This window comes from Kitasatospora sp. NPDC048662, assembly GCF_055587065.1.
In genome coordinates, this window is sequence record NZ_JBVJHA010000001.1 from 818,316 (window position 1) to 839,499 (window position 21,184).

The following is a 21,184-nucleotide window of genomic DNA, read 5'->3' on the forward strand; positions in this document are numbered from 1 at the left end:
GCCTCGCAGCCGCCGGGGCCGGCGGAGCGGCGCACGGCGCCGATCGGCAGGCGGGTGCCGCAGGCGATCCGCAGGCCGTTGGAGAGCTCGTTCTCGGCCTCCAGGACGGCGCCGTCGCCGATCACCACGCCGTCCAGCGAGCAGCGCTCACCGATCTCGGCGAAGGCGCCGACGATGGAGTCCTTGACGTACGCGCCGGCCTTGATCCGGGCGCCCTGGAGCACCACGCTGCCCTCGACGATGGCGCCGGCGGCGATCTCGGCGTCCGCGGAGACCACGGTGCCGGAGCTGAGCACGGCGGCCGGGTCGACGTGCGAGCCGGTCAGCAGCAGGGCCTCGCCGGTCGGGCCGGGGACGGCCGGGGAGTCGACCTTGCCGAGCACCAGGTCGGCGGAGCCGCGGACGAACGCGGCGGGGGTGCCGAGGTCCAGCCAGTACGAGGTGTCGACGACGCCGCGCAGCAGGGCGCCGGTGGCGAGCAGTTCGGGGAAGGTCTCGCGCTCGACGGAGACCTCGCGGCCGGTCGGGATGCGGTCGATCACCGAGCGGGTGAAGACGTAGCAGCCGGCGTTGATCTGGTCGGTGACGATCTGCTCGGGGGTCTCGGGCTTCTCCAGGAAGGCGAGCACCCGGCCGTTCTCGTCGGTCGGCACCAGACCGAAGGCGCGCGGGTCCGCCACTCGGGTGAGGTGCAGGGTGACGTCGGCACCGGAGGCGGTGTGCTCCTCGCGCAGGGCGGCGATGTCCAGGCCGGACAGGATGTCGCCGTTGAAGATCAGCACCGGCTCGTCGGGGCCGCAGGTCAGACCGGCCGCGGCGTTGCGGATGGCGCCACCGGTGCCGAGCGGCTCGTCCTCGGTGAGGTAGACCAGTTCGAGGCCGTACGGGCTGCCGTCCTTGAAGTGGTCGACGAAGACGTCGGCCAGGTACGAGGTGGCGAGCACGACGCGGGTGACGCCGGCGGCGGCGGCACGGGCCAGCTGGTGGGCGATGAACGGGACGCCGGCCACGGGCAGCATGGGCTTCGGCGTGTGCGTGGTCAACGGGCGCAGCCGGGTGCCCTTGCCGCCGACCAACATGATCGCCTCGGTCATGTCCTATCTCCCCTGGTCAGATTCCGGCGGCCCGGCTCGACAGGGTCCGGTGCGCTCGCTCGGTGACTGTGTCGGGCCAACCCAAGGCGGCCTTCGACGGAACCGGCTATTTCCCGGCCCCGCCGCATACTCTATTTGCTCGAACAGCGTGTCAAACCCACTGCCCCCGCCGGGCAGGTGTGCGGGCGGGGGCACGCCTTGGGGCAGCAGCCAGGAACGTTCGGCGGCCGTTCGGGCGTCGGTTCCGCCGGTCGGGGCTGCCACTGTCCGCCCGGCCGCCGGTGTCGCCGTGCGCGGTCGGCGGGCCCGTCGCGGGCGGCGGTGGCCCGAACGCCCGGACCCCGGAGCCGCAACGGGCGTCCGGGGTCCGGGGAGTGGGGTGGCGTCAGGCCTGGACGGGCTCCGCCTCGGCGGCGGGGGTGGCCTTGACCGACTCCAGCAGCAGCTGGGCGACGTCCACGACCTTCAGGTGCTCCTTGGCGGCACCCTCGTTCTTCTTGCCGTTGACCGAGTCGGAGAGCATCACCAGGCAGAACGGGCAGGCGGTGGAGACGATGTCCGGGTTGAGGGACAGCGCCTCGTCCACGCGCTCGGTGTTGATCCGCTTGCCGATCCGCTCCTCCATCCACATCCGCGCGCCGCCGGCGCCGCAGCAGAAGCCGCGCTCCTTGTGGCGGTGCATCTCCTCGTTGCGCAGGCCGGGCACCTTGCCGATGATCTCGCGCGGCGGGGTGTAGACCTTGTTGTGCCGGCCGAGGTAGCACGGGTCGTGGTAGGTGATCAGGCCTTCCACCGGGTTGACCGGCAGCAGCTTGCCCTCGTCGATCAGGTGCTGCAGCAGCTGGGTGTGGTGGATGACCTCGAAGTGGCCGCCGAGCTGCGGGTACTCGTTGGCGATGGTGTTGAAGCAGTGCGGGCAGGTGGCGACGATCCGCTTGGTCGGCGCGTCCTCCAGCGCGGCGTTCAGGGTCTCGACGTTCTGCGCGCCGAGCATCTGGAACAGGAACTCGTTGCCGAGGCGGCGCGGGGAGTCACCCGTGCAGGTCTCCTCCTTGCCGAGGATCGCGAACTTGACGCCCGCGGTGTGCAGCAGCTCGGCGAAGGCCTTGGTGGTCTTCTTCGCCCGGTCCTCCAGGGCGCCGGCGCAGCCGACCCAGTACAGGTACTCGACCTCGGCGGGGTCGATGTCCTCGCCGATCACCGGCACCTCGATGCCGGTCTCCTTCTTCAGCTCCTTGACCCAGTCCAGGCGCGCCTTGGTGGCCAGGCCCCACGGGTTGCCCTTGTTCTCCAGGTTCTTGAGCATCGTCCCGGCCTCGGTCGGGAAGCTGCTCTCGATCATCACCTGGTAGCGGCGCATGTCGACGATGTGGTCGACGTGCTCGATGTCGACCGGGCACTGCTCGACGCAGGCGCCGCAGGTGGTGCAGGACCACAGCACGTCCGGGTCGATGACGCCGCCCTCTTCGGCGGTGCCGATCAGCGGGCGCTCGGCCTCGGCGAGGGCCTCGGCGGACACGCCGGCGAGCTGCTCGCTGGAGGCCTTCTCGGCACCTTCCATGTCCTTCCCGCCACCGGCGAGCAGGTAGGGGGCCTTGGCGAAGGCGTGCTCGCGCAGGCTCATGATCAGCAGCTTGGGCGACAGCGGCTTGCCGGTGTTCCAGGCGGGGCACTGCGACTGGCAGCGGCCGCACTCGGTGCAGGTGGAGAAGTCGAGGATGCCCTTCCAGGAGAAGTGCTCGACCTGCGAGACGCCGAACACCGCGTCGTCGGCCGGGTCCTCGAAATCGATCGGGGCGCCGTTGCTGGTCATCGGGCGCAGGGCGCCCAGCGCGGTGCCGCCGTCATCCTCGCGCTTGAAGTAGATGTTGAAGAAGCCCAGGAAGCGGTGCCAGGCGACACCCATCGACGGGTTGATGCCGATGGTGATGGCCCAGGCGAACGAGATGCAGATCTTCAGCATCGCGAACAGGTAGATCAGGTTGACCAGGGTGCCGTGGGCGGTGCCCTGGAACGCGGCGACGATCGGGTACGAGATCAGGTACGTCGGGTCGTAGGAGGTGACGCCTTCGAGGGCGCCTTCCAGACCGCGCAGCATCATGATGCAGATGCCGATGCCGAGGATCGTGTACTCGACGTAGAACGCCTGCCAGGCGATCGAGCCGGCGAACCGGGACTTGCGGCCGGACCGGGACGGCAGGCTGAGCAGGCGGATCACGATCAGGGTGGCGATGCCCAGCGTGGTCAGGGTGCCGATCAGCTCGACGAAGATGTTCCACACCAGCCAGTGGCCGATGACCGGCAGCGCGAAGTCGGCGTCGAAGAGCTGGCCGAAGGCGTTGACCAGGGTGAGGATCAGCGAGAAGAAGCCGACCGCGACGAACCAGTGGGCGACGCCGACCACGCCCCACTTGTTCATCCGGGTGTGGCCGAGGAACTCCTTGGCCACGGTGGCCACGCGCTGCGCGGGCTGCCCGAATCGGGTGCTGTCGGCGGAGCCGGTGCGCACCACCTTGTAGATGTACAGCGCCGCCCGGGCGGCGAGCGCGGTGCCGATCACGAAGGTGACCAGCGAGATGACGATCGCTGCTAGCTGCATCGGCTCTCCGTCTTCAGCGGCTTCCGGTCCGGGTTCTCCCCAGCCTTTCCAAGTCTCCCCCCAAGAGTGTACTGGTCGGTAACTTTCAGGGGTGACGCGCCGGACATTACCGCGCGTTAGCACCCGCCCAGAAGATGTTCAAGGTATGGCGGCAGTCACTAAGCCCAGACTCACCCGTCCGGAGCAGCTCCGAGCCCTGCTCGGAGCGGGTCACGAGATAAGCGCTCAGTAAAGTTGAGCTTCATCGACTCAAAGCTGTTGACGGTTCCGGATCCCTCATGCATCCTTGAGCCTGTACTGCTCAACTTCTCCCCGGAGGTATTCACGATGGCACGCGCGGTCGGCATCGACCTCGGTACGACGAACTCCGTCGTCAGTGTTCTTGAGGGCGGTGAGCCCACGGTCATCACCAACGCCGAGGGTGCTCGGACCACGCCGTCCGTCGTCGCCTTCGCCAAGAACGGCGAGGTGCTCGTCGGCGAGGTCGCCAAGCGCCAGGCGGTCACCAACGTCGACCGGACCATCCGTTCGGTCAAGCGCCACATGGGCACCGACTGGAAGATCGGCATCGACGGCAAGGACTTCACGCCGCAGCAGATCTCCGCCTTCGTCCTGCAGAAGCTCAAGCGGGACGCCGAGGCCTACCTGGGCGAGACGGTCACCGACGCCGTCATCACCGTCCCGGCGTACTTCAACGACTCCGAGCGCCAGGCCACCAAGGAGGCCGGCGAGATCGCGGGCCTGAACGTCCTGCGCATCGTCAACGAGCCGACCGCCGCCGCCCTGGCCTACGGCCTGGACAAGGACGACCAGACCATCCTGGTCTTCGACCTCGGTGGTGGCACCTTCGACGTGTCGCTGCTGGAGATCGGCGACGGCGTGGTCGAGGTCAAGGCCACCAACGGTGACAACCACCTCGGCGGTGACGACTGGGACCAGCGCGTCGTCGACCACCTGGTGAAGGTCTTCCAGTCCGGCCACGGTGTCGACCTGTCCAAGGACAAGATGGCCGTCCAGCGTCTGCGCGAAGCTGCCGAGAAGGCCAAGATCGAGCTGTCCTCCTCCTCGGAGACCTCGATCAACCTGCCCTACATCACGGCCTCCGCCGAGGGCCCGCTGCACCTGGACGAGAAGCTCACCCGCTCCCAGTTCCAGCAGCTGACCGCCGACCTGCTGGACCGCTGCAAGGTTCCGTTCCACAACGTCATCAAGGACGCCGGCATCCAGCTGTCCGAGATCGACCACGTGGTCCTGGTCGGTGGCTCCACCCGTATGCCGGCCGTCGCCGAGCTCGTCAAGGAGCTGACCGGCGGCAAGGACGCCAACAAGGGCGTCAACCCGGACGAGGTCGTCGCCATCGGCGCCTCCCTGCAGGCCGGTGTGCTGAAGGGCGAGGTCAAGGACGTCCTGCTGCTCGACGTCACCCCGCTGTCCCTGGGCATCGAGACCAAGGGCGGCATCATGACGAAGCTGATCGAGCGCAACACCACGATCCCGACCAAGCGCTCCGAGATCTTCACCACCGCCGAGGACAACCAGCCCTCCGTGCAGATCCAGGTCTACCAGGGCGAGCGCGAGATCGCGGCGTACAACAAGAAGCTCGGCATGTTCGAGCTGACCGGCCTGCCGCCGGCCCCTCGCGGCCTGCCGCAGATCGAGGTCACCTTCGACATCGACGCCAACGGCATCATGCACGTGGCCGCGAAGGACCTCGGCACCGGCAAGGAGCAGAAGATGACCGTCACCGGCGGCTCCTCGCTGCCGAAGGACGAGGTCAACCGCATGCGCGAGGAGGCCGAGCGCTACGCGGAGGAGGACCACAAGCGCCGCGAGGCCGTGGAGACCCGCAACCAGGGCGAGCAGCTCGTCTACTCGACCGAGAAGTTCATCGCCGACAACGCCGACAAGCTCCCGGCCGACGTCAAGACCGAGGTCGAGTCCGCCATCGGCGAGCTCAAGGAAGCCCTCAAGGGCGAGGACATCGCGGCCATCCGCACCGCCACCGAGAAGGTCTCCACCACCGCCCAGAAGCTCGGCGCGGCGCTGTACGCGCAGGCCGACGGCGCGGGTGCGGCCACCGGTGCGGCCGGTGCCGGCGAGGCCGGCGCCAAGGACGACGACGTGGTCGACGCCGAGATCGTCGACGACGAGAAGCCCAAGGGCGGTGTGGCATGACGGAGAAGCCGCAGGGCGAGCAGCCCGGCGACGACTCCGCCGCCGAGGAAGCCGTGCTGAAGGCCGCCGAAGAGGCTGTCGCGGGCGCGGGTGCCGAGGAGCTGGCCGCCGCCAAGCGCGAGGCCGTTGAACGCACCGCCGACCTTCAGCGTCTCCAGGCGGAGTACCAGAACTACCGCAAGCGGGTCGAGCGCGACCGGGCCACCGTCCGGGAGATCGCGGTCTCCAGCATCGTGGAGTCGCTGATCCCGGTGCTGGACGACATCGGCCGGGCCCGCGAGCACGGCGAGGTGACGGGTGGCTTCAAGTCCGTCGCCGAGTCGCTGGAGACGGTCGTCGCCAAGCTCGGGCTGCAGCAGTTCGGCAAGGAGGGCGAGCCCTTCGACCCGACCATCCACGAGGCGCTGATGCACAGCTACTCGTCGGACGTCACGGAGGACACCTGCGTGCAGATCCTCCAGCCCGGGTACCGGATCGGCGAGCGGATCATCCGCCCGGCGATGGTCGCGGTCGCGGAGCCCCAGCCGGGCACCCAGACCGCCGGCGAACCGGACGGCGACAAGGCTGACGGCTCGTCCGACAGCTGAGTAGAGTCCCTGAGCGCTGCGGAGTCGTACGTCGTCCAGTACGGCGGCCGGCTCCGCAGCGCCGTATTACGGCTCTGCACAACAGCACGCTTCACCAACAGACTTCAGGATTGATTACGGGAGGTGGCGGTCAAAGGCCATGAGCGCTAAGGACTACGTGGAGAAGGACTACTACAAGGTCCTCGGCGTGCCCAAGGACGCCACCGCCGCCGAGATCAAGAAGACCTACCGCAAGCTGGCCCGGGAGTTCCACCCGGATGCCAACAAGGGCGATGCCAAGGCCGAGGAGCGGTTCAAGGACATCTCCGAGGCGTACGACGTGCTCTCCGACGAGAAGCGCCGCAAGGAGTACGACGAGGCGCGCTCGCTGTTCGCCGGCGGCGGCTTCCGGCCGGGCGGCGGCGCGGGCGGCGCCGGCGGCTTCGACTTCGGCGACCTGTTCAACGGCGGGGCCGGCGGCAGCGGCGGGCTCGGCGACGTGTTCGGCGGCCTGTTCAACCGCGGCGGCCGGCAGACCGCGCAGCCGCGCCGCGGCGCGGACGTCGAGACCGAGGTCACCCTGAACTTCGAGGAGGCCGTGGACGGCGCGACGGTGCCGCTGCGGATGACCTCCCAGGCCGCCTGCCGGGCCTGCGCCGGCACCGGCGCCAAGACCGGTACCACCCCCCGGGTCTGCCCGACCTGCGTCGGCGCGGGCACCGTCAGCCGGGGCCAGGGCGCGTTCGCGCTCTCCGAGCCCTGCCGGGACTGCAAGGGCCGCGGCATGATCGTCGACGACCCGTGCACCGTCTGCCACGGCAGCGGCCGGGCCTCCTCGGCCCGCACCATGCAGGTCCGGATCCCGGCCGGCGTGCAGGACAACCAGCGCATCCGGCTCAAGGGCAAGGGCGCCCAGGGCGAGCGCGGCGGCCAGCCCGGCGACCTGTACGTCACTGTGCACGTCGACTCGCACCCGGTGTTCGGGCGCAAGGGTGACAACCTCACCGTGACGGTGCCGGTCAGCTTCCCCGAGGCCGCACTCGGCGGCACCATCGAGGTGCCGACCCTGAACGGACCGGCCGTGAAGCTCAAGCTGCCCCCGGGCAGCGCCAACGGCCTGACCATGCGGGCCCGCGGCAAGGGCGCCACCCGCAAGGACGGCACCCGTGGAGATCTGCTGGTCACTGTCGAGGTCGCCGTACCCAAGATCGTCAGCGGCGACGCCCTGAGCGCACTGGAGCAGTACCGCGAGGCCACCGCCTCGGACGACCCGCGAGCCGCCCTGTTCAAGGCGGCGGAGGGAGCGTGAGACCCCGATGAGTCCCCACCCCGACAGCCCGCGCGGCGCCGAGGGCCGGATCGGCGCCGGCATCGGCGAGGGCCTGCCCGGCGCGGGCCGCCGCCCCGCCGGCCCGCCGACGTACATCCTCACCGAGGACACCCCGGTCTACGTGATCTCGGTGGCCGCCGAGCTCTCCGGTCTGCACCCGCAGACCCTGCGCCAGTACGACCGGCTCGGCCTGGTCTGCCCCGACCGCACCGCCGGGCGCGGGCGGCGCTACTCCGCCCGCGACATCCAGCAGCTGCGCGAGGTCCAGCGGCTCTCCCAGGACGAGGGCATCAACCTGGCCGGAATCAAGCGGATCATCGAACTGGAGAACCAGGTCGCCGCGCTGCAGTCCCGGGTCTCCGAGCTGGTCGACGCCCTGGAGGGCGCCGCCGCCACGCTCCAGCAGCGCGAGGCCGCCGTGCACGCCTCCTACCGCCGCGACCTGGTGCCCTACCAGCAGGTCCAGCAGTCCAGCGCGCTGGTGGTCTGGCGTCCCAAGCGCTGAATCCGGCCCTCCGGTCACCGACCGCCGGCACCCCGATCCGACGCGGGGTGCCGGCGGTTCGCGGTTCCGTGAGAGAGTTCCCCTGGATCGAATCCGGAGGGTCGGACCGGGCCGTCCCTCCAGCTCTTCGACAAAAGACTTGCCGCCTGGAATCCTGACAAGGAGGATCCCCGGTGTGATCGAAGCGACGGCGAGGAGCCGCAAATGAGTGGAAAGGCTCCATTCGGCTCCGTGGCGGCGGGGACGACCACGGTCCTGACCGCGGAAGCCCGTGACCTGTACCTGAGGGTGGTCCGGGCCGGCGGGCAGCACCCGCAATCAGCCGCCGACCCGGTGGAAGCGGCGGCATTGGCCGAACTCGTCGGACTCGGACTGCTGGTTCCGGACACCACCGAGGCCGGCCATCTGATCGCAGTCGACCCGACCCAGCTCGCCGCCGGTTTGGCAAATACCTGGCAACGACAGGCTTTGGACCTGCTGTCCCGGACGATTTCCCTGCCGACCGAATTCCACGACCTTTTCCAGGCGTACCACTCGCCCGCCGACCTCGGCGGCTCGATCGAGTACGTCCGCGGGAAGGTGCTCATCAATCAGAAGATCCAGCAGTACGTCGATTCCGGAATGAAGGAGGCGCTCGCCCTCCAGCCCGGTGGCCCCCGCCCGCCGGAATTGCTGGATGCCACCTTCGAGCGCGATCTCAGCAGCCTGAGCCGCGGCACCACGATGCGCACCATCTACCACGCGAGCACCCGCTACCATCAGCCCACCCGCGATTACGTCGCCAAGCTGACCAAGGCCGGCGGGCAGTACCGCACGCTCGACGAGCCGTACGGCCGGCTGATCGTGCTCGACCGCCGCCTCGCCGTCATCCCGGTGGGCGACGACATGGGCCTGGCGGCGTTCATCCACGAACCGGCCATCGCCGCCTATCTCACGGACGCCGTTTTCGAACCGAGTTGGAACCGGGCGCTCACCTTCGACGGCGATCGCTCCGTACCCCAACAGGTGGTTTCACGGCTGCGCCAGACCATTATCGAACTGCTACTGGCGGGCACGAACCACCGCGTCATAGCGCGACGGCTCGGCATCAGCGAACGAACTCTGGCACGCCATATCGCGGAAATGCGGGAGGACTACAACGTCGACTCCCTCTTCCAGCTCGGTTACGTACTCGCCCAGGCGTCGGCCGCCTCCCAGCTCCCGGGCGAGTGATCGGACGCGCCCCCGGTCTTGTGGTCATCCCGGCATCCGTACGGCCTTATCGGCCGCCGGACTCGGTCCCCTGTCCGGGACGCCACAAGCACACCGAATGACTCAGGCCCAGCCGATGTCCAGAGCGGAAGCCGCCGTGGACGCCTTCGCGACGGCGCCGTTTTCCGCCGCCGTTCCCGTGTTGGAACCGCTGAGCGCGACACCGGCCAGAACCGCCGCGCCGACTGCCAGCGGAATCAGTGCCTTCCGGACAAAACGCCTCATGCGAGACATACAACCTCCCCTGTCCCCGTTCTTGTCGTTGAACCGAATTCGAGGCTCAATCGGCACCAATAGTGCCGCAGTTCGCTCAACTCCGCCAAGAGGCCAGGCTGCCCCGGTGCGTCATCTCGCTGCCAGGCATCCACATGCCACCGGACAACCCTGGACGCAACCGCAGGTCACGATGGACGATCAGTTCGCTCTCAATGGGCCGGCAAGCCGACCACACTTGCCAATGCACCATCAATTCCCAGTTCAACAATGCACCCCAAGCTTCAGCTTGAGCAGCCACTGACCACACCGCCGCCGGCACTCGATCATCCGGACGGCCTGTCCCCGGAGCTGACAGATGAGAGAGTCCGAACTGCAGCACCAGACGTCCGCGAGCAGCGAAGGGCGGCGCGCACGGGTCTTCCTCGCCGCACCCCTGATGCGGCTGACCGGGCCGGCGGACAGCGTGGTGACGCTGGCCAGCCGCACCAGGCTGACCACCCTGCGGAGCACGCTGCTGCGCAGCGGGGCCGCGGTGTACAGCGCCCACCACAGCGACGCGTGGACGGTGGCCGGCCGGGCGCCGGAGCAGCGCGTGCCCTCGGACTTCCGGGCGATGCAGAGCGCGGACCTGGTGTTCGCGTACGTCGGTGCCCCGCTGTCCGCCGGGGTCAGCCTGGAGCTGGGCTGGGCGTCGGCGCTGCGCAAGCCGATCGTGCTGCTGGTGGACGAGGCGATCACCCACAACCCGCTGATCGCCACCATCGAGCAGGTCTCCCCCGTGCTGCCGCTGGTGTTCGACGACACCTGGTCGCAGGAGGCGCTGCACCACACCGTGGAGACCGCGCTGGACTGGGCCGGCATGGCGCTGTCGCTGCGCAGCGGCTTCTGGACCGCACCGGGCGAGCAGTTCCCGCGGACGCGCCGCGAGCACGCCGGCCCGTACGGCTTCTGGTCCCCGGAGATCGCCACCGGCTGACGGCCGGTCAGCCCGCCGCCGGGCCTTCGGACGCCCGCATCTGCCAGCCCAGTTGGAACAGCGTCTCCGCGTCGTGCAGTTCGCGCAGCCGGGAGATGTGACCCGCCACGGTCCGCTCCGACAGCCCGAGGCGGGAGGCGATCGAACGCTGCGTCAGCCCCTGGGCGAGCAGGCGGCCGACCTGTTCGTGGACCGGGACGACGCTCTCGCACTCGCGGTCGGCCGAGCGCCAGCGGACCCGCTCGGCCCGCTCCCAGTCCCGCTCGAAGGCGGCGACCAGGAACGCGACCACCGCCGGGTCCTCGACCAGCGCGGCGCTGGAGTTGTCCGCCGCCGCCGGGACGACGGCGACCCGGCGGTCGTAGATCGTCATCCGGCTGAACGGCTCGCTCAGCGTGCGGAACCGTCCGCCCCACCCGGTGACGGCCTCCGCCCAGCGCACCGTGGCCTCGTCGAGCAGCGCGGCCGGCTCGTAGACCGTGCGCAGCACGGCGCCGCCGGTCAGGAAGCAGCGGACGCGCTCCAGGGAGTCGGCCTGGAGGTCGCCCGGGAGCATCCCGCCGGGGTGCAGGGCGAGCACCTCCTCGGCCGCCTCGCTCTCCAGCTCCCGCACCCGCTCCCGGATCCGGTCGGTGCGTTCGACGTGCTGCACCACGCTGGAGCGGTCCGCGCGGCGCGGGGTGGCGTCGTAGGCGCGGGTGAGGTCCTCCAGCAGGGCGGGCATCTCCTCGGCGCGCAGCAGCATCCGGGTGCCCTCGGCGCGGAGTTCGGCGCTGATCCGGTCGCCGACCGTGCGGGGGTTGACCGCCGTCAGCGACTGGTCGGCCACGTCGTGCGCCAGCAGCCCGAGTTCCAGCAGCCGCAGCACCCCCGCCGAGTCCTGTTCGACCGCCTCGCGGAAGGCCACCCGGCCGCCCTGGTCCAGGATCTGCTGGTACAGCCGCCGCTCGGGCCCGGTCGGCAGGGCGGCTCCGTTCGGCTCGCTCACAGGTCCCACTCCTTCCGGGCCGCTCCGGTGCGGCGCCCGGGCGGTCGGTTCCGATCGGTCATTGAGGCGCTCCGCGCAGCTGCCAGCCGAGCTGGAACAGGGTCTCCGCATCGTAGAGCTCGCGCAGCCGGGCGATGTGGGCGGCCACCGTCCGTTCCGACAGGCCGAGCCGGGAGGCGATGGCGCGCTGGGTGAGGCCCTGGGCGAGCAGGGTGCCGACCTCTTTCGGGACGCCGGTGCCGCGCGGGCGGCCGGCCAGGGCGTGCCAGTCGATCCGGGCGGCGCGTGTCCAGTCCCGCTCGAACAGGTCGATCAGGGTGGCCAGGACGGCCGGGTCCTCGACGAAGGCGGCCTGGTTGTCGTCCGGTGAGGCGCTGATGATGGCGATCCGCCGGTCGAAGATCAGCATCTTTCGGAACGGCTCGTCCAGGACCCGGATCCGCTCGCCGGCGGCCGAGACCGTCGCGGCGTAGTCGGCGGTCGGCGGATCGGTGAGCGCGCCCGGCTGGTAGAGGGTGCGCAGGGCGATGCCCCGGGCCAGGAAGTCCAGCGAACGCGTCAGGGCCTGCCGCATCTGCCCGACCGGGCGGGCGCCGCCGGGCTGGGCGGCGATCGTCTCCTCGTGCATCTCGGACTCGATCTGCATGATCCGGTGCCGGATCTGCAGACGGTGGTTCACCCGCTCCACCGCGTGCGACCGGTCGGGGCGGCGCGGGGCCTGGTCGTAGGCGTGCACCAGGTCCTCCAGCTGGGCCGGGGCCCGCTGCGAGCTCGCCAGCGTGCGGATCGCCGCCTCCCGCAGGCCGGCGCTCAGCCGGTCGGCCAGCGCACGGGGGTTGACGGCGCTCAGCGACTCGTCGACGGCGTCATGGATCAGCAGGCCGAGTTCGATCAGCCGCAGGGTGGCGGCGGCGTTCTGCTGCATCGCCTCACGGAACATCACCTGCCCGCCCTGCTCCAGCACGTGGCGGTACAGCGCCCGCTCGTGCTCGTCCGGCAGCCGGTCAGCCACGCGCGCCGTCCCGCATCAGCCAGCCGAGCTGGAACAGCGTCTCCGCGTCGTAGCGCTCGCGCAGGCGGGCGATGTGGGCGGCGACGGTGCGTTCGGACAGGCCCAGGCGGGAGGCGACGGCGCGCTGGGTGAGGCCGGTGGCGAGCAGTTCGCCGATCCGGCGGGGGGTTTCGGGGAGCTGTTGGCCCGCCAGGTCGCGCCAGGGGACCCGGACGGCGCGGGCGAAGTCGCGCTGGAAGACGGCGACCAGGTGGTCCACCACGGCGGGGTCCTCGATGAAGGCGGCGGCGAGGGTCTCGGTGGACGCGGAGATGACCGCCACCCGCCGGTCGAAGATCATCATTCGGGCGAACGGCTCGTCCAGGACCCGCAGGCGCACGCCCCAGCCGGTGGCCTCGGCCGCGTAGGCGACGGTGTGCGGGGCGTGCCGGGTGAGTGGCTGGTAGAGGATGTCGATGACGGCTCCGCGGGCCAGCGCCTTGTGCAGCCGGGAGCTGTCCTCCAGGAACTCGGGAGGGCGCGGTCCCGGCTGGGCGGCCAGGCCCTCCTCCCGGTAGGCGGCCTCGATCTCCAGCAGGCGGAGCCGGACCTGCTGGACGCTGGCCAGGTGGGCGATCCCGGCGACCGGTTCGGTGCGCCGCTGCGCGGCGTCGTAGGACTCGGCCAGCTCGTCGAAGCCGGCCGCCGTCCGGTCGGCCCGGGCGAGCAGGCCGGTGCCGTGCTCCCGCAGGGTGGCGCCCAGCCGGGTGCCGACCACGCGCGGGCTGACGGCCGCCACCCAGCCGTCCACCACGTAGTGCTCCAGCAGCCCCAGCTCCAGCAGCCGGGCGGCCGCGTGCGCGTCCTGTTCCACCACCTCGCGCAGCGAGACCCGGCCGGCCCTCAGGACCGCGAGGTAGAGCGCCCGTTCGGCCTCGGTCGGGGGGACGGTGTCCGGTTCAGTCACGGTCCTCGCCCCCGCGCATCAGCCAGCCGAGCTGGAAGAGGGTGTCGGCGCCGTGCTGGTCGCGCAGGCGGGAGATGTGGGCGGCGACGGTGCGTTCGGACAGGCCGAGGCGGGTGGCGATGGCGCGCTGGGTGAGGCCGGTGGCGAGCAGCCGGGCGACCTGGTCGGCGGCGGTGCGGGTGGGGGCGGTGTCCAGCAGCAGGTCCCAGCGGACGCGTTCGGCGCGGCCCCAGTCGCGTTCGAAGCCGGCCACGATCATCGCGACGGTGGCGGAGTCGAGGATCAGCGCGGCCCGGCTGTGGTCCTCGGCGGCGGGGACGACGGCGGTGCAGCGGTCGAAGACCATGGCGCGCTGGAAGGGTTCGTCGAGCAGCCGGATCTCACCGCCGGCCTCGGTGAAGGCGGCGGCGTAGCGGATCGCGGCGGGGTCGGCGAGCATGCCGGGCCGGTACAGGGCGCGGATCCGGCAGCCGCGCCGCAGCACCGGGAGCTCCTGGTGCAGCGAGGCGTCCAGGACGCCCGGGGGGACCTCTCCGGGCTGGGTGGTGAGGGCCTCCTCGCGGCAGTCGGCGGCGAGTTGGGCGATCCGCCGCCGGATGTGGTCGCGGCCGATCACCTGGATGTCGCAGCCGGCGGGTTCGATCGGGCGGGAGTGGCTCTCGTAGGCGGTGATCAGCGGGTCGAGGCGGCCGGGCAGGCATTCGGCGCGGTTGAGCAGGCGGGCGGCCTCGGTGTTCATCCCGGCACCGAGGCGCTCGGCGACGAAGCGCGGATCGACGGCCAGGTAGGCGCCGTCCAGGCCGTCGGAGACCAGCAGGCCGGTGCGCAGCAGTTCGGCGAGCGCGGGCCGCTGCGGGTCGGTGATCCGGTCGGCGGCGATCCGGCCGCCGACGTCGAGGATCTTCAGGTAGAGGCGTTGGGCGAGGTCGTCGACCGGTGGAGGTCCGGGGGCGGGGTCAGCCACGTCCGCCGCCTCTCATCAACCAGCCGAGCTGGAACAGGGTTTGGGCGTTGTGCAGTTCGCGCAGCCGGGAGATGTGGCCGGCCACGGTGCGTTCGGACAGGCCGAGCCGGGTGGCGACGGCGCGCTGGGTGAGGCCCTGGGCGAGCATCCGGCCGACCCGGTGGGTGACGGTGCGGGTGAGGGTGCGGCCGTCGAGGCTGTTCCAGTGGACCTGGTCGGCCCGGGCCCAGTCGCGTTCGAAGCCGGCCACCAGGTAGGCGATGGCGGCGGGGTCCTCGACGAAGGCGGCGCGGCTGTGGTCGTCGGCGGCGGGGATCACGGCGATCCGCCGGTCGATGACGATCACGCGCAGGAACGGCTCGTCCAGGACCCGCAGTTGGGCGCCCTGCTCGGCCATCGCGGTGGCGTGCCGGACGGCGCTCTCCTCGGTGAGCGCGACCGGCTGGTAGAGGGTGCGCATGGTACCGCCCCGGCGGAGCATCAACTGGTCCTGGGTGTGGGCGAGTTCGAGGACGGCGGGCGGGCGCAGGCCGGGCTGGGCACTGAGCAGTTCGAGCCGGCAGTCGGAGATCAGCTGGGCGATCCGCAGCCGGATGCTCTCCTGGCCGTCCACGTAGACCGCCTGCCGGGCCCGGTCGGCGGGCCGGGGGACGGCGTCGTAGGCGCGGGCGAGCGGGTCGAGGGCGGTGGGCAGCCGGTCGGCGTCGAGCAGCAGCCGGGTGGCCTGGGCGCGCAGGTCGGCGCCGAGGCGTTCGGCGACGGCGCGCGGGCTGACCGCGACGTAGCACCCGTCGATGCGGTTGGGCATCACCAGCCCGATGGCCACCAGCTGCTCCAGCAGGGCGCGTTGGCGTTCGGGGGCGAAGTCGGAGCCGGGCAGTTCCGGCTCGTCGAGCGGAATGCGACCGCCGGCGTTCAGGATGGCGAGGTACAGCCGGGAGGCGTCGTCCTCCGGGAGTGTGTCGTCCGGGTCGGACTTCGGGTGGTCCGCAGCCACGTCGAGCTCTCCTGCCGTCTTCCTCCGTTGCGGATGATGATCTCAGCAGGGCCGGCCGGCTCGGCGGCGGGAGTCCCCGCAGACGGGCGTGTCCCCCGGGGCGGGCGCCAAAGGCACCCGGGACCCGGAGGACCCGCTCGTGTCACGCCAAGCGTCAAGGCGCTTTCGGCGAGGCGGAGCAGCAACGCCTCACCGATACCGATCCGTCGGCCATCACCACACATGGCGTCCGGGCCGGTGCTCTTCCCCCCGTTGCGCAGATACGAACGCACCTGTCGCCCCCCACACGAAGAGCAAGTCGCCGGCTCGGGCTGCGGCGGCCCGGGACGACTTGGCGTGTCTACACCCTCACAGCGCGGGGAACGCCGAACAAGTGCTCTCCGGCTGCAGGTTCCCGCAAGTGCAGGAACCTGCAGCAAACCACCCGATCGAGTGACCGAAATCCTCTATTTCTCGACATTGCCCCCCTCCCCGAACAGGCATTCGGCACGCTCCGCGACGCCGCCGGGCCGGTGGCGTCACGGAGCGCGGAAATGTCACTGCCGTCGCCGAGAATTCCACAATCCTTCGCCGAATCCACCGATCCGGAATGGCCCGCACCCGGATCACCCGGCCCGAATGGGCCCTCGACGGGCAGGCCCTACGGGAGCCGTCCGGCCCGCAGCCCCGCCAGGGTGCGCACCGAGGCCACCGCCCAGGCGGTGAACAGCAGCAGCCACAGCGCGGCGGCCAGCCCCGTGAAGCCGCCGAACCCGGTGTGCCGGGCCAGCGCGGACGCGCCGGTGACGAGCGTGCCGACCGGGAAGGTGAACGCCCACCAGGTCATCGCGAACGGCATGCCGGCGCGCAGCGCCCGCAGGTTGGCGACCAGCGCCACGGCCAGCCACAGCAGCGCGAACCCCATCACCGCGACGCCGTAGACCTCCGCCAGGCCGCGGGCCACCGCCGCCCCCTGCGGCCCGGCGCCCGGCAGCGCGAGCGGCAGCGCGTCGGCGAACTGGTGGACGGCGGTGGTGGACTGGCCGAGCGGGCCGAGCACCAGGAACAGCGACGGCGTGAGCACCACCGTGGGCAGCTTGCTGTGCACCAGCCCGCCGAACACCACCGGCAGCAGCGCCAGCGTGGCCAGCAGGCTGGCCCCGAACATCGCCACGCACCCGTACAGCAGCGCCTGCCGGGCCGCCCCCTCCGGCAGGTGCGGCACCAGCGCGGGGCCGAGCGCGGCGGCCACCATCGGGGCGACCACCGGCAGCAGCCAGGTCGGGTTGGCCTCCAGCGCGGACAACCGGTGCCGGGTGATCATCAGGTACGGCAGCCCGGCCGCCACCACGAGCGCGTACAGCGTCCCGGCGCTCCACAGCAGCACGTCCAGCGCCAGCCCGGCCCGCTCGCCGATCACCGGCCCGCCGACCGCCAGCGCGCCGTAGCCGACGGCCAGCAGCGCCATCGGCGGGCAGCCGTAGAACACCGCGGCGGACGGCTCCTCCAGCAGGGTGCGGCGGGCCTGCTCGCGGTGGCGCACCAGGTGCACGGCGCGGGCCGCCAGCAGGACGGCGAGCAGCAGCAGCGACAGCGTCCACACCGCCTCGGCGAGGACGAGCCGGCCCGGCAGGTCGATCGGCAGCGCGGCGGCGCCGTTGCCGGTGATCGCGGTGCCCATCACGGCGGCGTACCAGTTGGGCCCGAGCTTGGACAGCGCGGGCGGGCCGGGGGGGTGCGGGCGGGTCTTCGGCGCGAGGAGGGTTGCCATGGCACCACCGTCCCCGGGCGGGTGGGGCGGCGGTAGCGGGGGCTCCGCTATGAGGACATAGCCTGGGCCTATGGCTCTCTCCCCGCACGTCCCGGAACTCGGCGCCCTGGAGCTGCTGCTCGCGGTGGCCCGGCTGGGCAGCGTCGGCCGGGCCGCGGCCGAGCTGGGCGTCAGCCAGCCCGCCGCCAGCGCCCGGATCAAGGGGATGGAACGGCAGATCGGGGTGGCCCTGCTGGAGCGCTCCCCGCGCGGCTCCCGGCCCACCGAGGCGGGCCGGCTGGTGGTCGAGTGGGCCCGGCAGGTGGTGGAGGCCGCCCAGGCGCTGGACGCCGGGATCGACGCGCTGCGCGAACGCCGGGACGCCCGGCTGCGGGTGGTAGCCAGCCTGACCGTCGCCGAGTACCTGATGCCCGGCTGGCTGCTGGCGCTGAACGAGGCCAGCCCGGGCACGGCCGTCACGCTGCGCACCGCGAACTCCGCGGACGTCGCCGCCCGGGTGCTGGCCGGGGAGGCCGACCTCGGTTTCGTCGAGGGCACCTCCACCCCGCCCGGCCTGTCCGGCGCGGTGGTCGCCGCGGACCGGCTGGTGGTGGTGGTCTCCCCCGAGCACCGCTGGGCCCGCCGCCGCACCCCCGTCACCGGCCCCGAGCTGGCCGCCACCCCGCTGGTGCTGCGCGAGGTCGGCTCCGGCACCCGGGAGGTGCTGGAGGAGGCCCTCGCCCCGTACGGCGGGCCGGCCGCGCCCCGGCTGGAGCTGGCCTCCTCGACGGCGCTGAAGGCCGCCGCGATGACCGGCGCCGGCCCGGTCTGCCTGAGCGAGCTGGCCGTCACCGAGGAGCTGGCCACCCGCCGACTGGTCGCCGTCCCGCTGGCCGGGCTGGATCTGCAGCGCCCGCTGCGCGCGGTCTGGCCCGCCGGTCAGCGCCCGGCCGGGCCGGCCCGGCTGCTGCTCGGGCTGACCCGCGGGGCGGCGGCCGGGCAGGCTCCGAAAAAAAGTTGAGCGGAATAGACTCAACTTAGTGCATGCTGTAGTCAGCAGACTTGGTCACGAGGCCGAGGTCCCGAAGACGAGAGGGGTATGCCCGCAGTGGACGCCAGTAAGTTCACCAGCAAGACGCAGGAGGCCCTGTCCTCCGCCATCCGCCAGGCCGGCGCCGCGGGGAACCCCGACGTCAAGCCGGTGCACATCCTGCTGGCGCTGCTCGACCAGCCGGAGGGCCTGGCCCGCCCGCTGCTCAAGGCCGTCGCGGCGGACGCGGCGCCGATCGCCGCCGAGGCCCGCCGGCAGGCCGCCGCGCTGCCCGCCGCCCAGGGCTCCACGGTGGCCGCCCCCCAGCTCGCCCGGGACACCCTCGCGGTGCTGGAGGAGGCCGGCAAGCGCGCCGCCGATCTGGACGACCAGTACGTCTCCACCGAGCACCTGATGGTCGGCCTGGCCGCCGAGGGCGGCGCGGTCGCCGACCTGCTGAAGCAGCACGGCGCCACCCCGAAGGCCCTGCTCGCCGCGTTCAAGGACGTCCGGGGCAGCGCCCGGGTCACCTCGCCGGACCCGGAGGGCACCTACAAGGCGCTGGAGAAGTACGGCTCCGACCTCACCCAGGCCGCCCGGGACGGCAAGCTCGACCCGGTGATCGGCCGCGACCAGGAGATCCGCCGGGTGGTGCAGGTGCTCTCCCGCCGCACCAAGAACAACCCGGTGCTGATCGGCGAGCCCGGCGTCGGCAAGACCGCCGTGGTCGAGGGCCTGGCGCAGCGCATCGTCGCCGGTGACGTGCCGGAGTCGCTGCGCGGCAAGCGCCTGGTCGCGCTCGACCTGGCGGCGATGGTCGCGGGCGCCAAGTTCCGCGGCGAGTTCGAGGAGCGGCTGAAGGCCGTCCTGAACGACATCAAGGACTCCGACGGCCAGGTCATCACCTTCATCGACGAGCTGCACACCATGGTCGGCGCGGGCGCCGGCGGCGACTCCTCGATGGACGCGGGCAACATGCTCAAGCCGATGCTGGCCCGCGGCGAGCTGCGCATGGTCGGTGCCACCACGCTGGACGAGTACCGCGAGCGGATCGAGAAGGACCCGGCCCTGGAGCGCCGTTTCCAGCAGGTGCTGGTCGGCGAGCCCACCGTCGAGGACACCATCGCCATCCTGCGCGGGCTCAAGGGCCGTTACGAGGCGCACCACAAGGTGGAGATCACCGACGCCGCGCTGGTCGCCGCCGCCACCCTGTCCAACCGGTACATCACCTCCCGTTTCCTGCCCGACAAGGCGATCGACCTGGTCGACGAGTCGGCGTCCCGGCTGCGGATGGAGATCGACTCCTCCCCGGTCGAGATCGACGAGCTCCAGCGCGCCGTGGACCGGCTGCGGATGGAGGAGCTGGCGCTGGACAAGGAGTCCGACCCGGCCTCCGTCGAGCGGCTCGGCCGGCTCCGCCGCGACCTGGCGGACAAGCAGGAGCAGCTCAGCACCCTCAACGCCCGCTGGGAGCAGGAGAAGAAGTCGCTGAACCGGGTCGGCGAGCTCAAGGAGCGCCTCGACGACCTGCGCGGCTCCCTCGACCGCGCCCAGCGCGACGGCGACTTCGAGCGCGCGTCCAAGCTGATGTACGCCGAAATCCCCGCCGCCGAGCGCGAGTTGGCGGAGGCTCAGGAGCGCGCGGCGGACGAGCCGAACACCACCATGGTCAAGGAGCAGGTCGGCCCGGACGACGTGGCCGACGTGGTCTCCTCCTGGACGGGCATTCCGGCCGGCCGACTGCTGGAGGGCGAGAGCGCCAAACTCCTGCGTATGGAGGACGAGTTGGGCAGGCGCCTGATCGGCCAGCGGGAGGCCGTCCAGGCGGTGTCCGACGCGGTGCGCCGCACCCGCTCCGGCATCGCCGACCCGGACCGCCCGACCGGCTCGTTCCTGTTCCTCGGCCCGACCGGCGTCGGCAAGACCGAACTGGCCAAGGCGCTCGCCGACTTCCTGTTCGACGACGAGCGGGCGATGGTCCGGATCGACATGAGCGAGTACGGCGAGAAGCACTCCGTCTCCCGCCTGGTCGGCGCCCCTCCCGGGTACGTCGGCTACGAGGAGGGCGGCCAGCTCACCGAGGCGGTCCGCCGCCGCCCCTACAGCGTGGTGCTGCTGGACGAGGTGGAGAAGGCCCACCCGGAGGTGTTCGACGTACTGCTCCAGGTGCTGGACGACGGCCGCCTCACCGACGGCCAGGGCCGCACGGTGGATTTCCGCAACACCATCCTGATCCTCACCTCCAACCTCGGCTCGCCCTACCTGGTCGACCCGGCCACCCCCCAGGAGCGCAAGAAGGAGCTGGTGCTGGAGACCGTCCGGCAGGCGTTCAAGCCGGAGTTCCTCAACCGGCTGGACGACATCGTGGTCTTCGACCCGCTGGGCACCGCCGAGCTCAGCCGGATCGTCGACCTCCAGGTCGCCGCGCTGGCCCGCCGCCTGCACGAGCGCCGGCTCACCCTGGACGTCACCCCGGCCGCCCGCGACTGGCTGTCGCTCACCGGCTACGACCCGGCGTACGGCGCCCGCCCGCTGCGCCGCCTGGTGCAGTCCGCGATCGGCGACCAGCTGGCCAAGGAGATCCTCTCCGGCCGCGTCCACGACGGGGACACCGTCCTGGTCGACCGGGACGAGGCGAACGACCGGCTCAGCGTCGGCCCGAAGCCCTCGCTGGTGAAGTGAGTTGACGAGCTGACGCCTCGCCGGCGGGCGGAGCCCTCGCGGCTCCGCCCGCCGGCGTCCGTACACCCCCCGGGACCAGGCGGGAACACCCCGGAGTCACTCTGTGCCGGAAGCCGCGAATGAG

The 21,184-nt window shown here is 71.6% G+C and carries 16 protein-coding genes and 1 pseudogene; 8 read left to right on the top strand and 9 right to left on the bottom strand.

The window, feature by feature from the left end; genetic code table 11:
• Window positions 1-20: 20 nt before the first annotated feature.
• Together manB and ACZ6R9_RS04000 are read right to left on the bottom strand one after the other, a co-directional pair.
• Window positions 21-1,094, bottom strand: a pseudogene (gene manB, locus ACZ6R9_RS03995) (mannose-1-phosphate guanylyltransferase); the annotation flags it as partial.
• Window positions 1,095-1,479: 385 nt separating this feature from the next.
• A complete protein-coding gene (locus ACZ6R9_RS04000; protein WP_380486210.1) occupies window positions 1,480-3,693 on the bottom strand; it encodes a (Fe-S)-binding protein in 2,214 nt (737 codons plus the stop codon).
• 327 nt (window positions 3,694-4,020) lie between these two features.
• Between ACZ6R9_RS04000 and dnaK the strand changes: the two genes are divergently transcribed.
• The 5 genes from dnaK to ACZ6R9_RS04025 all read left to right on the top strand — a co-directional run bounded on the left by dnaK (window position 4,021) and on the right by ACZ6R9_RS04025 (window position 9,481).
• Window positions 4,021-5,868, top strand: coding sequence for a molecular chaperone DnaK (gene dnaK, locus ACZ6R9_RS04005; RefSeq protein WP_465536388.1), 1,848 nt, complete (start codon window positions 4,021-4,023; stop codon window positions 5,866-5,868).
• Window positions 5,865-6,455: a nucleotide exchange factor GrpE gene (gene grpE, locus ACZ6R9_RS04010; RefSeq protein WP_380486206.1), complete on the top strand. Its 591-nt coding sequence runs from the start codon at window positions 5,865-5,867 to the stop codon at window positions 6,453-6,455. Before dnaK ends, grpE begins: the two co-directional genes overlap by 4 nt.
• Before the next feature lie 139 nt (window positions 6,456-6,594).
• On the top strand, window positions 6,595-7,743 hold the full coding sequence (dnaJ, locus tag ACZ6R9_RS04015) for a molecular chaperone DnaJ (protein ID WP_380486204.1): 1,149 nt from the start codon (window positions 6,595-6,597) through the stop codon (window positions 7,741-7,743).
• Between the two features lie 7 nt (window positions 7,744-7,750).
• Window positions 7,751-8,269 (top strand): heat shock protein transcriptional repressor HspR, encoded by a 519-nt coding sequence (locus tag ACZ6R9_RS04020; protein ID WP_380486202.1) that lies wholly within the window; start codon window positions 7,751-7,753, stop codon window positions 8,267-8,269.
• 204 nt (window positions 8,270-8,473) lie between these two features.
• Window positions 8,474-9,481, top strand: coding sequence for a helix-turn-helix domain-containing protein (locus ACZ6R9_RS04025; protein WP_380486200.1), 1,008 nt, complete (start codon window positions 8,474-8,476; stop codon window positions 9,479-9,481).
• 102 nt (window positions 9,482-9,583) lie between these two features.
• Here the strand turns inward: ACZ6R9_RS04025 and ACZ6R9_RS04030 are convergent, their stop codons facing one another.
• Window positions 9,584-9,745, bottom strand: coding sequence for a hypothetical protein (locus ACZ6R9_RS04030; protein WP_380486199.1), 162 nt, complete (start codon window positions 9,743-9,745; stop codon window positions 9,584-9,586).
• Between the two features lie 346 nt (window positions 9,746-10,091).
• Here ACZ6R9_RS04030 and ACZ6R9_RS04035 point away from each other — a divergent pair, with 346 nt between their 5' ends.
• Window positions 10,092-10,712 (top strand): hypothetical protein, encoded by a 621-nt coding sequence (locus tag ACZ6R9_RS04035; protein WP_380486196.1) that lies wholly within the window; start codon window positions 10,092-10,094, stop codon window positions 10,710-10,712.
• Window positions 10,713-10,719: 7 nt separating this feature from the next.
• On the opposite strand, the gene ACZ6R9_RS04040 is transcribed toward ACZ6R9_RS04035, so the two are convergent.
• The 6 genes from ACZ6R9_RS04040 to ACZ6R9_RS04065 form a co-directional block, all read right to left on the bottom strand.
• On the bottom strand, window positions 10,720-11,700 hold the full coding sequence (locus ACZ6R9_RS04040) for a LuxR C-terminal-related transcriptional regulator (protein WP_380486194.1): 981 nt from the start codon (window positions 11,698-11,700) through the stop codon (window positions 10,720-10,722).
• A gap of 58 nt (window positions 11,701-11,758) precedes the next feature.
• A complete protein-coding gene (locus tag ACZ6R9_RS04045; protein WP_380486192.1) occupies window positions 11,759-12,712 on the bottom strand; it encodes a LuxR C-terminal-related transcriptional regulator in 954 nt (317 codons plus the stop codon).
• A complete protein-coding gene (locus ACZ6R9_RS04050) occupies window positions 12,705-13,658 on the bottom strand; it encodes a LuxR C-terminal-related transcriptional regulator (protein ID WP_380486190.1) in 954 nt (317 codons plus the stop codon). The genes ACZ6R9_RS04045 and ACZ6R9_RS04050 overlap by 8 nt, the downstream gene beginning before the upstream one ends.
• Entirely contained in the window at window positions 13,651-14,622 is a 972-nt protein-coding gene (locus tag ACZ6R9_RS04055; RefSeq protein ID WP_465536393.1) for a helix-turn-helix transcriptional regulator, read from the bottom strand. Before ACZ6R9_RS04055 ends, ACZ6R9_RS04050 begins: the two co-directional genes overlap by 8 nt.
• Window positions 14,615-15,619: a LuxR C-terminal-related transcriptional regulator gene (locus tag ACZ6R9_RS04060; protein WP_380486186.1), complete on the bottom strand. Its 1,005-nt coding sequence runs from the start codon at window positions 15,617-15,619 to the stop codon at window positions 14,615-14,617. The genes ACZ6R9_RS04055 and ACZ6R9_RS04060 overlap by 8 nt, the downstream gene beginning before the upstream one ends.
• A 640-nt stretch (window positions 15,620-16,259) precedes the next feature.
• Window positions 16,260-17,369, bottom strand: a complete 1,110-nt coding sequence (locus tag ACZ6R9_RS04065) for a TDT family transporter (RefSeq protein WP_380486184.1) — start codon at window positions 17,367-17,369, stop codon at window positions 16,260-16,262.
• A gap of 70 nt (window positions 17,370-17,439) precedes the next feature.
• Here ACZ6R9_RS04065 and ACZ6R9_RS04070 point away from each other — a divergent pair, with 70 nt between their 5' ends.
• Together ACZ6R9_RS04070 and clpB are read left to right on the top strand one after the other, a co-directional pair.
• Window positions 17,440-18,369, top strand: coding sequence for a LysR family transcriptional regulator (locus tag ACZ6R9_RS04070; protein WP_380486183.1), 930 nt, complete (start codon window positions 17,440-17,442; stop codon window positions 18,367-18,369).
• A gap of 87 nt (window positions 18,370-18,456) precedes the next feature.
• On the top strand, window positions 18,457-21,060 hold the full coding sequence (gene clpB, locus ACZ6R9_RS04075) for an ATP-dependent chaperone ClpB (protein ID WP_380486181.1): 2,604 nt from the start codon (window positions 18,457-18,459) through the stop codon (window positions 21,058-21,060).
• Window positions 21,061-21,184: the final 124 nt, after the last annotated feature.